Consider the following 11,914-nt stretch of genomic DNA (forward strand, 5'->3'; position numbering starts at 1 on the left):
GCTCGAAGGTACCGTCCATGAACCCGGTCGTTAGAACGGTTCTGCAGCGCCTGGGCCTTGGCCTGATCACGCTCTTCATCGTCTCGATCATCATATTTTCGGCGATTGCCATGCTTCCGGGCGATTTCGCCAAGGCGATGCTTGGGCAATCTGCGACGCCCGAGACGGTCGCTGCCTTCCAGCGCGAGATCGGCATCGATCGTCCGCCGGTCGAGCGCTATTTCGCCTGGGTCGGACAGATCGTGCAGGGGGATTTCGGCTCTTCCTTCGCAAGCCGCACCGGCTACCGGCGCACGGTCGCCGAGATCATTGCGCCCCGGCTCTACAACACGATGTTCCTCGCCGTGATGACCGCCCTTATAGCGGTCCCTCTCGCGCTGGGACTCGGCATTCTCGCCGCTCTCTATCGCAACAGCTGGTTCGACCGTGTGGTGAACACGGTGACGCTGACGACGATTTCGTTCCCCGAATTCTTCGTCGCCTATATGCTGGCCTATCTCATCATCTCGCGCGACACGTTCATCGGAACCGAATTTGCACAATCCCTACCCGAGTGGCTCGCGTCTTCGATCAACTGGGTCCTGAACCTGGTTCCCAAATTTCCGACACTGGCGAATATCAGCGACCAAACGCCGTTCTGGGAGCACGTCTGGCGCGCAGCGCTGCCGTCCATCACCCTGACGCTGGTGATTGTTGCCCATATGATGCGTATGACGCGAGCGGCGATTATCAACATGCTGGCAAGCCCCTATATCGACATGGCGCGGCTCAAGGGAATGTCGCCAATGGCAATCGTCCTCAGACACGCCCTGCCTAATGCCTGGGCGCCCATCGTCACGGTAATTGCTTTCAACCTCGCTTATCTCATCGTCGGCGTGGTCGTGGTCGAGGTAGTGTTCGTCTATCCCGGCATCGGCCAATTGATGGTCGATGCGGTGAAGTCGAGGGATGTTCCGGTCGTGCAAGCCTGCGCCTTGATTTTCGCGGCAACCTACATCCTGCTCAACCTGACCGCCGACATCATTTCCATCGCCACCAATCCGAGGCTTTTGCACCCGCGATGACCAGTATCGAACACGCCGTGGCGGTTCCGAGACAAAGGCGCACGCGCGCCTCGCGGGTAAAAACCGCACTCAGAAAGGCTCCCTTCAGCGCCTGGTTCGGCATCGTGGTCATCCTTGGCTATGTCTTCGTCGCGCTGTCGGCGCCCTGGATAGCGCCCTACGGGGAAACGCAGGTTTTCAGCGAAGCCTTCGCGCCCTGGAGCCAGGAATTCATCGTCGGGACCGACCAACTCGGCCGCGACGTGCTCACCCGGCTGATCTATGGCGCGCGCAATACGGTCGGCATCGCTCTCGCGACTACGCTTCTGTCCTTCGCGGTCGGCGTCACTCTAGGCTTGCTGGCCGCGATGTACCGGGGTTGGCTCGACCAAATTTTGTCACGCGCGGTAGACGTGCTGATGTCGATCCCGAGCCTCATCTTCGCGCTGGTGTTGCTATCCATCTTCGGTTCCTCGGTCACCAGCCTGATCCTCATCATCGCCCTGCTCGATTCAACCCGCGTATTTCGGCTGGCGCGTGCGGTCGGGCTGAATGTTGCCGTCATGGAATATGTCGAAGCCGCGCAACTGCGTGGCGAAGGGCCGAGATGGATTCTGACTAAGGAGATCCTGCCCAACGTGCTGCCGCCGCTGATCGCGGAATTCGGTCTGCGCTTCTGTTTCGTTTTCCTCACCATCGCCGCGCTCTCCTTTCTCGGCGTCGGCATCCAGCCCCCGACAGCCGACTGGGGCTCGATGGTGCGGGAAAACGCCACCCTCATCACCTATGGCGACATTACTCCGCTCTTGCCGGCAGGCGCGATCGCCCTTCTCACGGTTTCTGTGAATTTCGTTGTCGATTGGTTCCTGCACACGACAAGCGGGTTGCGCGATGAAAAGTAAGGATTCTGGCCCACGCGAAAAGGGAACGAAACTCCTCAGCGTTCGCGACCTTCACGTCGAAGGGTTTTCCGACGAGCGCTGGCACCCGATCGTTCGCGGTGTGGATCTCTCGCTAAAGCGCGGTGAGGTTCTCGGCCTCATAGGCGAGTCCGGCGCCGGAAAATCCACCATTGGGCTTGCCGCGATGGGATATGCCAAGCCAGGTTGCCGGATAACGCAAGGATCGATCCTGTTCGACGGGATCGACCTCCTCGCCATGAGCGAAACCGCACGGCGGCGGCTCAGAGGCTCGCGCATCGCCTATGTCGCGCAAAGCGCGGCCGCCTCCTTCAACCCGGCCCACCGGCTCCTCGATCAGACCGTCGAAACGGTCGTGGCGCACGGGATCGCCAGTCGCGAGGCAGCGAATCGGGATGCCATCGAACTTTACCGGCGTCTTCACCTGCCGGATCCGGACAGCATCGGCTTCCGCTATCCTCACCAGGTCTCCGGAGGGCAGTTGCAGCGGGCAATGACCGCGATGGCGATGGCCTGCCGGCCCGACCTGATCATCTTCGACGAGCCGACGACGGCGCTCGACGTGACCACACAGGTGGAGGTCCTCGCCTCGATCCGCAAGATTGTCGAAGAGTTCAACACTGCCGCGATCTACGTCACGCATGATCTGGCGGTGGTTGCGCAGATGGCGGACCGGATCATGGTTCTGCGCCATGGCCGTACTGTGGAGGAGGCCGAAACACGCCAGATGCTTGCGGCGCCGGCCGAAGACTATACGAGGACGCTCTGGGCGGTGCGAAAGCTAGCCAAACCCGAAGTGCCGGCCGCGGACCATCTGCTCACGATCGATAACATCACCGCCGCCTACGCAGGGAAAGTCAAGGTTCTGCAGGATGTATCGATCAAGGTGCCGCGCGGACGGACGGTAGCGGTCGTCGGTGAATCTGGTTCCGGTAAATCAACGCTCGCCCGCGTCATCACCGGCCTGCTGCCGCCGGTCTCGGGCTCGATCTCATTTGCGGGGCATCGTTTGCCAAGAACACTGAAAGAAAGGCCCAAAGACATTCTGCGCCGCATCCAGATGATCTATCAGATGCCTGACAACGCGCTCAATCCGCGTCAGACCGTCGAGGAGGTCATCTCCCGGCCACTCGAGTTCTATCTCGGCCTCAAAGGGGCGGCGTGCGACCGCCGCGTTGGCGAACTCATGCACATGATCGAGATGGACGAAAGCTTCCTCGACCGTTTGCCGGGCGAACTCTCGGGCGGTCAGAAGCAGCGCATCTGCATTGCCCGGGCGCTGGCTGCTAATCCGGAGCTCATCATCTGCGACGAGGTGACCTCGGCCCTCGACCAGATCGTACAGGAAGAGATCCTGAAGCTTCTTATGCGGCTCCAACAAGAATTCGGAGTCAGCTACATTTTCATCACGCACGACATCGCGACGGTGCGGGCAATCGCAGACGAAATTGTCGTCATGCATCAAGGCAAAGTCGTCGAGCAGGGGCTCAAGACCGAAATCCTGACGCCGCCGCATGCTCCGTATACCGAACTGCTTCTCTCCTCCGTGCCGGAGATGGATCCAGACTGGCTGACGAAGCTGCTGGAAACCCGGGAGCGCAAGCGGGTCGGCGCGGCGAACTGAATCCCAACGTATTGACCGCTTGGCTCCAGTTCTCGCGCGAACGTCGGTTATGCCGCAACCGCGACGTCCAGAATGGTCGCAACAATGTCTGCTTTCAGGCAGTAGCAACGGCCATCTCAATGGTCGAAGTGAGGCGATCCACGCCGGCTAACTCGTGAACCACGCGGCATGCTGCCGGTGCACGAGTGGGGCCAATGATCGAAAGTCTCATGCCGCGTTGATAACTCAGCTGGAACTAAAGACGCCACCCGCCATGCCCCAACCCGCCGCGGTTGATGTCGTTCGACCAGCCATCTTGCTGGTCGGGCTCTTAGTCGTATTGGCACTCGTGGTGGGCCACTAGAGCCCCGATGATGCCACGATGCAACAGCAGCTAGGACCGGCCATATTTGTTACGAATGGTGTCGATGTCGGATTGATCGCCCCGGCCTCGTCGTTCCAGAAAATGAAGGAGCAACGATATGTCTGAAAAGGAAGTCTTGTCTGTCATCCGGGGCCAGGAAGACGCAACTGCCAAGGGGGACGCCCGCGCCAACGTCGATGCCATGGACCCGGATGTCGTGGTTTTCGATCTGCCGCCGCCGCTTGCCTATCGAGGCGAACAGGCACGCGACATCGAAGGGATAAATGCTTGGTTTGCAACTTGGCGCAACGGCGTCACCGTTCACATGGCTGACCCGCAGCTCATGATCGACGGCGATCTTGCAGTGGCCTTCGGGCTGTCGCGCATGACTGGCATCAAGACCGATGGCACAAAGGTCGACTCCTGGAGCCGGCGAACCATCGTGCTAAGGCGCATCGCCGGTTCTTGGAAAATCATCCACGAACATGCCAGCTTCCCTATGGCAATGGACGGAAGTGGGCGCGCTGTGACGGATCTCTTGCCGTAGTTCCGGAACGCCTAACGTCCTCAACAGGGATGTCGGCTTTCACGCGGCAAGGGTTCGTAGTTGAACGGTCGATTTGGCGGCGCGTTGCTGACAGTCAGCCTTGCGGCCGTTGGCGGACTTGCGGCTTAGAGGCTGAATGTCAGAAGCGTTCGGGAGCCTATATCCGTTCCCAAAATCGCACATTGAGCGCAACCAGCGGTTCTGACCCTAAGCTGCCGTTTCACCTTGGAAGTTCGGGCCGGGTGGGACAGCGGACGTTCCGCGATATCCAAGTCAGATCTTGCAGGAAAATGACAAATGCCCGGAAGCAGTCGATCCTGGGTCGATCATGTCCTTGTCTGATCAGGGATTATGATGACATCGCTGCGTCGGCCGCCTCGGCGGCGCGCCGCCTCAACAGGGCATGTTCCCGCCTGTTGCCCGCCAGCGCCGCGGCTGCTTCGAACGCGGCGCGCGCCTCCTCGTAGCGGCCGAGCTTGTGGAGGAGGTCGCCGCGAACGCTCGGCAGCAGGTGATAGCCTTTGAGCGCCGGCTCGCGCGCAAGGCGGTCTACGATCGCCAGCGCCACTTCTGGCCCCTCGGCCATGCCGACGGCAACCGCGCGGTTGAGGCCAATGATTGGCGAGCGCACGACAGCCGCCAGTTCCGCATAAAGTCCGGCGATGCGCGACCAGTCGGTATCGCCCGCTGTCCTCGCCTGGGCGTGGCAGGCGATAATCGTCGCCTGGAGGACGTAAATGCCGCCGGCTCCGCCTAATTCGCGTGCTCGCCCGAGCGCCTGCATCCCGCGCCGGATCTGGAGCTGGTCCCAGAGTGCGCGGTTCTGGTCCAGCATGAGGATTGGCTCGCCCCCTGCATCAGTACGCGCCGCCGTGCGCGAGGCGTTCAGCTCCATCAGAGCGAGCAGTCCATGGGCTTCGGGCTCGTGCGGCACGATGGAGGTGAGCCCGCGGCCCATGCGAAGCGCTTCATTGCAGAGCTGGGGGCGCAGCCAGTCCTCGCCGCTCGCCGCGGTGTAGCCTTCGTTGAAGATGAGGTAGACGACCTCCAGCACCGAGGAGAGCCGCTTTGAGAGCTCCTCGCCGCTTGGGGTCTCGTAGGCCAGCCCCGATTCCGAAAGAGTCCGCTTCGCGCGCACGATGCGCTGGGCGATTGTCGCCTCCGGCAGCAGGAAGGCCCTGGCGATCTCCTGTGTTGTCAGGCCGCAGATCATCCGCAGTGCCAGCGCCGCGCGCGCCTCGCGCGATAGTCGCGGGTGACAGGCGGTGAAGATGAGCCGAAGCAGTTCATCGCCTATGTCGTCGTCCAGGGCCGAGTCGAGGTCGGGCATGGCCTGCTGCTCCTCCTCCATATCCCAGGCGATAATGTCGTGCTTGCGCTCGAGCATCCGGCTGCGGCGCAGATGATCCAGGGCCCGGCGCTTGGCGGTCGCCATCAGCCAGGCGCCGGGTTTTTCCGGAACGCCTGTGGCGGGCCACCACTCAAGGGCGGCCAGCAGGGCTTCCTGCGTCAAATCCTCGGCCAACGGCACATCGCGCAGCATCCTCGCCAGACTGGTGATCAGCCGGGGCTGCTCGATCCGCCACACGGCGAGGATCGTGCGATGGGCGTCGGCGACCGTCATGGCCGCCGACCGCGTCTGCAGGAACGTCGCCTCAAGGGCCGGCAAACGCGCGGACCTCGCACGTGCCCTCCCAATCCGGCATGAAATCCTTGTGGAGCTGCATGAACTCGACCGCCGATGCCACAGCCTCTTCCTTGTTCCGGAACTCCATGATCGCGTAGCCGCCGATGACCTCCTTCGCCTCGACGAACGGGCCATCGATGACGCTGAGCTTCCCCTCGGCGATGCGCACCTGCGCGCCCATCGCGACCGGCGTGAGCCCGCCCATGTCGACCATGCGGCCGGCCTTGATTTCCCGGTCGGCGAGCTTGTTCATCGCCTCGATGAGTTCCGCCGTTGGCGGTCCGGCGTGGGCGGAAGTGACGAACGACATGAAGCGCATTTGAGAACTCCTCCTGAGGCGAGCCGCGGACGTGGTGGCCGCTGAACAGTCTCGCTAATAAGTCGACGAACCAGCCCCCGGCGGATCGACATGCGCTTTGAATAAATCACGCCCGGGCTCTAAAGACGATGGGCGAGTGAACAGGGTCGATTGACCAACCCCATCTAACGTCCAACGTCGTGAGTTCCGTTGCCGCGTTATTTTGGCGCCTAGGAGGCTGGTACTAACTTCCGCCAAGGGCTCGACTTCCGCCGTTGGACGTCCGTCAATTTAACGGTCGGTTCTGACCCATTCGAGACCTTCATTCTCGGCGTTGCGAATGGCAGCAACGCGCCTAATCTCAGCCGTTCGTCGACGCTCAGCTCGATCCCGAATCCCGCCTTTCGCTCAGTCGTTGTGATGGGCTCGAGTCAATACGTGCAATCCAATGGATTGGCGGCTATCCGCCGGCATGATCCCGCCGCAGGAGCGAAGTCCGCCTCACGCAAGAAACGCGCCGGCCGATGAAGGCTGAGTTGCATTCGAACCAACGGCCGCTTGATGAACAGTCGAGATCTCTACCGGTGAGCTATCGGGGAGCTGCTGATACCAAATTCAACTTAATTTCGGATTGGGCTATAAGGCACTTGCCGAATATGGTGGCGACGTGCTTGCCGCCCTATTTCACCAAAGACGGGCCCGCCGGAATGAAGGCCAGCTGTCGGGGACCGGCAGGGAGCCAGTCAGCGACTGACGTTGGGTCGTTTGCCGGAATGCCGCCGTCGAGGAACGAGAAGGCACTGGCTGGGTGTTGATGGCCACATCGGGAGGTGAACCCATGGAACCGCGCGCCAAGAAACAGGAGAACCTTTCCCGACTCGAACGGGCCGCGCAACAGACTGCTGACCCAAAAACTATGGAACAGAAGGCGAAAAAGCCCGAGGAAAAATTCCGCTTCAGCCTACGCAAGGAAGACGTCTGGTGGACGGTTGGTTTCGCTGCCGCTGCCTTGCTGCTTTTTGGCATCCAAGTCCTGATCAATTGGCGCTTAGAATGGCTTGACGCGCCTTTGCGCGTTCGCGTGCTGAACTACGTCAGGGGCGGCCTTCTCATTTTCGTTATGCTGACCGTTGCGAATGTTATCGAAGTCTTTCTCATTGGCCGAATTCCCAATCGTGTTTCGCGCTTCAACTTGCAACGTATTTTTCGATTAGTCGTCGTCGTCGCCATCGTCTTCGTGGCCATTTCAGTCTTATTTGTGAACTGGTACACTGCGGTTGTTTCACTCGGCCTGATTTCACTGATTCTCGGCTTTGCGCTGCAAATGCCGATCTCCAGTTTCATCGCGTGGATTTATATTTTGGCCAGGGCGCCTTATCGCGTTGGCGACCGCATTCGCATCGGCGATGCCCATGGCGATGTCATTGATGTCAGCTATCTCGACACGACATTATGGGAATTTGGCGGCGAACATCTTTGGACCGATCATCCGAGCGGACGCGTCATCAAGTTTCCGAACTCCACCGTGTTTGACACGCCGGTCTTCAACTATTCCTGGCCGCTGTTTCCCTATGTCTGGAACGAAATCAAGTTTCAGCTCGCTTATGAAAGCGATCTGGAATTCGTAGCGAAAACCATGAGAGAGGTCGTCGACGAGCAGATCGGCGACATCATGAGCCAGAAGGTGAAGGTCTATAAGCACATCCTGTCGCAAACGCCGGTGGACGAACTCGAAGTGAGGGAGCATCCCGTGGTTCATTTTCGCGTCAGTGAAAACACCTGGCTCGAGGCCATCGTGCGTTACCTCGTGCCGCCGAAGGAAGCGGGGCGCACCAAAACACGCTTGATCAAGGAAATGCTGGCGCGAATGAATGCAAAACCCGATCGCGTGCTGTTTCCGAAGAGCAATTTGAGGTGAACTTCCTCAGGCCACGCCGCGCGGAGCCACCCCGCCCGCATCGCGGCAGGCTGATGCATCTGGAGCGCCTATGATGAAGCCGACCGGATCCACCGAGGCAGTGAGGATCGAGGACCTTGACGACGCGGGGCTGGTTGAACACGCGCGACAGCGTGACTCCGCCGCATTCTGGTTAATCATCAAGCGTCACAATCAGCGGCTTTACCGGGTCGCCTGCGCCGTCCTGAACGACGACACCGAGGCCGAGGACGTACTTCAGGAGACCTATATCCACGCCTTCACCCATCTGGCCGAATTCCGCGCGGAGGCGCAGCTGTCGACCTGGCTCACCCGGATCGCGCTGAACGAGGCGCTGGGACGCCGCCGGAAAAGGCGGCCCACCGTCGACGTGAAAGCCATCGAGGGCATGGTCGCTCCGTTCAGCGCCCACAAGCCTGATCCCGAAGAGGCGGCCGCTCTCGCTGAAATCCGCAACCTCCTGGAGCGAGCCGTCGGTGGCTTGCCAGAGCCCTTTCGCATCGTCTTTGTCATGCGAGACGTCGAGGAAATGAGCATTGAGGAAACTGCTTTTCTCTTGGCATTGCGACCTCAGACGGTGAGCACCCGTCTTTATCGCGCACGCCGGCTGCTCCGCGAGGCGCTGCGGGACAAGCTCGCCACCGTGTTCACGGATACGTTTCTCTTCGCTGGCGTCCGTTGTGACCGCCTCGCGCAATCAGTCTTTGACCGGCTCGCAATCCGCCTGGTTCGAAAGGATACTCATCCGTTGAACACGGCGACTGAGCGCACGTAGACGCCGTTCACGCCGAGATTACGCCGGCTCCTTTCGCGGGGATGTTGTAGCGGGACGCGGGAATATTTTGGCGGCCCGGACCATCTAATCATCAGGCAAATGCACTCGGCGCCGCGGTGCTGACAGCGGCGTTGAATCAACAAACATAGGAGACCGCCATGCAGGGCGCACTTCACCTATCCCGGCGTCAGTCGCTTCAGGGACTTGTCGTACTCGGTGCCGGAGCGGCACTCGGCGGAATCGCACGGTCTTCTCCGGTATTGGCACAGGACATATCGGACGAGGACATTTTCCGCTTTGCGCTCAACCTCGAATATATGGAGGCTGAATACTACCTCCGCGGCACCACCGGAATGGGCATCGACGCAGCCGATGTTGGTTCGAAACCCGGCGACGTCGTTGGCGGCAAGCAAGTCTCCTTCGAGACGCCGGCCATCGGCGAATTCATGCAGGAAGTCGCCGAAAATGAACTCGCGCACGTCCGCTTCTACCGCAAGACGCTTGGAACGGACGCTGTTGACCGGCCGGCGATCGATTTCGATGCCGGTTTCAAGGCCGTCGCGGAAGCGGCGGGCCTCGGGTCGGACTTTGACCCCTTCGGCAACGAAACGAACTTCGTTCTCGGCGGGATGTTGTTCGAGGATGTCGGCGTCACCGCATATGCCGGGGCGGCGACAGTTCTGAAAAACAAGGACTTCCTCGCCGCCGCCGCAGGCATCCTGGCGGTCGAGGCCTACCACATGGGCATGGCGCGATCGACGCTATACCGGAAGGGAGAGGAAGCCTGGAAGGTCGCCAACGCCGTTTCCGACGCCCGCGACAAGATCGACGGATCGGAAGACAAGGACCAGGGAATCCAGGTGGACGGAAAAGCCAACATCGTTCCGTCGACGCCCGATGCGATCGCGTTCACCAGAACGCCGCAGGAGGTGCTCCGGATCGTCTACCTCACCGACAAGGACGGAGTGAGCAAGGGCGGCTTCTATCCGGAAGGGATGAACGGCACGCTCAAGAGCACCTGAGCCAACTGCGACGAGGGCTGCTCTTGGAGAAAGACCATGAGTAAAGATGATGATGTGAACCACGGATCGGCAGCTTCAAGCCGAGCGCTGTCTCGCCGCAATTTCCTGAAAGTCTCTGTGACCGGTGCGGCGATTGCCAGCGCCGGCGGCCTTTCAGCCTGTATGACTGGACCGATGGCAGCCGGAAAGACAACCAAGGCGCTGGCGCTGTACCAGGACACCCCAAATCGTGGCCGACGCTGCGGTGGGTGTACTCACTTCCGAGAGCCAAACGGGTGCGAGATCGTTGCCGGTGCAATCAGCCCAAATGGCTGGTGCCGTTTCCACGAGCCGCTGCCGGCTTGATGCAACAAATTGCGGTCTCCCGCCTTATGTCTCGGGCGGGAGCAACGCGACGTCAGCTTCCACGTCCAGAGCGGACGTTGGCCGGCCGGCTGTAAGGCGTCTGCCTAGGGTCATGGGCGTGAATTCGTTCTCGGAGAGCGAACGTCCGCATTGGGTCGATCAGCGGAATGGTCGCTTGTCTGTAACTTCGTCCCGAAAGCGGAAGGGCAGGTTTCGGCCCCATTGCGGTCATCCGCGAGTATGAATCTGGCTGACTGGTATTGGCGCAACTACGACCTCCAGCGTGATCTCCGGCAAGGTCTGCTTTCAGGAAGTTGCGAAGCCGATCTCTACGGCTGAGATGGGCCGCAAACCGGACATGCGCCGAGCGGGTGCCGAACGCGAACCTTCCACCCTGTTGCGACCTGCGCTGGTACGGGTCGGGATCTTCGAGCCGGGGGAAATATCTCATCGATCCGACTGATCGGACGGCCATGATGTAGCGCCTACAAGTGCGATCCCGCCAGCAGCGCCACCGCTGACGCGGGCGCGACGCTGCTGGCTTCGCCGCGAACGGCGTCATCTGCGGGGATGATCTCGGCGAAATCGACGAAGCGGCGTTCCATGCGTTCGGCCAGCCGCCTGATCTGCCAGCGGCCGGTTCCGGCGCCGACGATTGGCACATCCGGGACAAGGGACCCGGCAACCAGGGACGCTGCGTCGTGGATCTTGCGCAACTGCTGTTCGCTGAACCAGCGCGCGATTTCATGCCATTCCGGCAGGGTCAGCTCGGCGGCGTCGCGCCCGATCATGCGCGCCAGCCGCGCGATCGAGCCATCGACGGTCTTTTCCTTGCCGTCGGCGGAAGCGTGCCTGTCGTCCTTTTCGTCGAGCACCCCGAGGATCCGGTGCGCATCGGTGATCGAGGCGAAATACTCGTTCATCAGCGGTGTCAGCCTGCTGCGGACGGGGGCCGACGAGGCGACGCCGAACAGGAACGTCCTGGTGAAGCCGGTATAGACCAGTTCGCCGCTCAGCAGCCGTCCGGCATCGGTGTAGCCGTCATTGGCGACGGCGCCATTTCTAATGGCGATGATGTCGGTGGTGGTCGATCCCATGTCGACGAACAGGGCATCGCCGGCGAGTTTCGCCACCAATGACGCTGTCGCATGCCAGTTGGCAGAGGCGACGTCGGCGCTCAGCCGCGCTGCCTGCTCGACCCCGACAAATCCGGACGGTCCGGCATAGATCAAGTTTTCGCCTGGGACCCGCGCTGAAATCTCATCCAGCAGGGCCGGGGGGGGGGGGGGGGGGGGGGGGGAGAGGAGAGAGGGGGGGGGGGGGGGGGGGGGGGGGGGGGGGGGGGGGGGGGGGGGGGGGGGAGGGGGGGGGAGG

11 protein-coding genes are annotated in these 11,914 nt (G+C 61.3%); 8 read left to right on the forward strand and 3 right to left on the reverse strand.

Features of this window, described 5'->3' with window-relative positions; genetic code table 11:
- Positions 1-17: 17 nt before the first annotated feature.
- From AC0L3O_RS02065 to AC0L3O_RS02080, 4 genes are all read left to right on the forward strand, one after another.
- On the forward strand, positions 18-1,064 hold the full coding sequence (locus AC0L3O_RS02065; protein ID WP_023797725.1) for an ABC transporter permease: 1,047 nt from the start codon (positions 18-20) through the stop codon (positions 1,062-1,064).
- On the forward strand, positions 1,061-1,945 hold the full coding sequence (locus AC0L3O_RS02070; protein ID WP_023797726.1) for an ABC transporter permease: 885 nt from the start codon (positions 1,061-1,063) through the stop codon (positions 1,943-1,945). Before AC0L3O_RS02065 ends, AC0L3O_RS02070 begins: the two co-directional genes overlap by 4 nt.
- The gene (locus tag AC0L3O_RS02075) at positions 1,935-3,587 is read left to right on the forward strand and encodes an ABC transporter ATP-binding protein (protein WP_023797727.1); all 1,653 of its coding nucleotides are present in this window, start codon (positions 1,935-1,937) and stop codon (positions 3,585-3,587) included. The genes AC0L3O_RS02070 and AC0L3O_RS02075 overlap by 11 nt, the downstream gene beginning before the upstream one ends.
- 461 nt (positions 3,588-4,048) lie before the next feature.
- Positions 4,049-4,477, forward strand: coding sequence for a YybH family protein (locus tag AC0L3O_RS02080; RefSeq protein ID WP_236377519.1), 429 nt, complete (start codon positions 4,049-4,051; stop codon positions 4,475-4,477).
- Between the two features lie 349 nt (positions 4,478-4,826).
- Here the strand turns inward: AC0L3O_RS02080 and AC0L3O_RS02085 are convergent, their stop codons facing one another.
- A complete protein-coding gene (locus AC0L3O_RS02085) occupies positions 4,827-6,101 on the reverse strand; it encodes an RNA polymerase sigma factor (RefSeq protein WP_287259100.1) in 1,275 nt (424 codons plus the stop codon).
- A 31-nt stretch (positions 6,102-6,132) separates the two neighbouring features.
- A complete protein-coding gene (locus tag AC0L3O_RS02090) occupies positions 6,133-6,483 on the reverse strand; it encodes a YciI family protein (protein ID WP_023797731.1) in 351 nt (116 codons plus the stop codon).
- An 817-nt stretch (positions 6,484-7,300) separates the two neighbouring features.
- Here AC0L3O_RS02090 and AC0L3O_RS02095 point away from each other — a divergent pair.
- The 4 genes from AC0L3O_RS02095 (at position 7,301) to AC0L3O_RS02110 (ending at position 10,540) form a co-directional block, all read left to right on the forward strand.
- On the forward strand, positions 7,301-8,380 hold the full coding sequence (locus AC0L3O_RS02095) for a mechanosensitive ion channel family protein (protein WP_473614637.1): 1,080 nt from the start codon (positions 7,301-7,303) through the stop codon (positions 8,378-8,380).
- 70 nt (positions 8,381-8,450) lie between these two features.
- A complete protein-coding gene (locus AC0L3O_RS02100) occupies positions 8,451-9,173 on the forward strand; it encodes an RNA polymerase sigma factor (RefSeq protein ID WP_473614639.1) in 723 nt (240 codons plus the stop codon).
- Between the two features lie 158 nt (positions 9,174-9,331).
- Positions 9,332-10,195, forward strand: coding sequence for a ferritin-like domain-containing protein (locus tag AC0L3O_RS02105; protein WP_128166475.1), 864 nt, complete (start codon positions 9,332-9,334; stop codon positions 10,193-10,195).
- A 36-nt stretch (positions 10,196-10,231) separates the two neighbouring features.
- Complete coding sequence (locus tag AC0L3O_RS02110; protein ID WP_091593897.1) at positions 10,232-10,540, forward strand: twin-arginine translocation signal domain-containing protein; 309 nt, start codon at positions 10,232-10,234, stop codon at positions 10,538-10,540.
- A gap of 485 nt (positions 10,541-11,025) precedes the next feature.
- On the opposite strand, the gene AC0L3O_RS02115 is transcribed toward AC0L3O_RS02110, so the two are convergent.
- Complete coding sequence (locus AC0L3O_RS02115; RefSeq protein WP_473614640.1) at positions 11,026-11,772, reverse strand: hydantoinase/oxoprolinase family protein; 747 nt, start codon at positions 11,770-11,772, stop codon at positions 11,026-11,028.
- Between the last annotated feature and the right edge of the window lie 142 nt (positions 11,773-11,914).

This window comes from Mesorhizobium sp. WSM4810 (assembly GCF_055811235.1).

Excerpts from the sequence above, each read along its gene's own strand:
- AC0L3O_RS02100 (WP_473614639.1), top strand. The coding sequence starts at position 8,451 with ATGATGAAGCCGACCGGATCCACCGAGGCAGTGAGGATCGAGGACCTT.
- AC0L3O_RS02085 (WP_287259100.1), bottom strand. The coding sequence starts at position 6,101 with ATGACGGTCGCCGACGCCCATCGCACGATCCTCGCCGTGTGGCGGATC.
- AC0L3O_RS02095 (WP_473614637.1), top strand. The coding sequence starts at position 7,301 with ATGGAACCGCGCGCCAAGAAACAGGAGAACCTTTCCCGACTCGAACGG.
- AC0L3O_RS02080 (WP_236377519.1), top strand. The coding sequence starts at position 4,049 with ATGTCTGAAAAGGAAGTCTTGTCTGTCATCCGGGGCCAGGAAGACGCA.
- AC0L3O_RS02075 (WP_023797727.1), top strand. The coding sequence starts at position 1,935 with ATGAAAAGTAAGGATTCTGGCCCACGCGAAAAGGGAACGAAACTCCTC.
- AC0L3O_RS02070 (WP_023797726.1), top strand. The coding sequence starts at position 1,061 with ATGACCAGTATCGAACACGCCGTGGCGGTTCCGAGACAAAGGCGCACG.
- AC0L3O_RS02105 (WP_128166475.1), top strand. The coding sequence starts at position 9,332 with ATGCAGGGCGCACTTCACCTATCCCGGCGTCAGTCGCTTCAGGGACTT.
- AC0L3O_RS02090 (WP_023797731.1), bottom strand. The coding sequence starts at position 6,483 with ATGCGCTTCATGTCGTTCGTCACTTCCGCCCACGCCGGACCGCCAACG.
- AC0L3O_RS02065 (WP_023797725.1), top strand. The coding sequence starts at position 18 with ATGAACCCGGTCGTTAGAACGGTTCTGCAGCGCCTGGGCCTTGGCCTG.
- AC0L3O_RS02110 (WP_091593897.1), top strand. The coding sequence starts at position 10,232 with ATGAGTAAAGATGATGATGTGAACCACGGATCGGCAGCTTCAAGCCGA.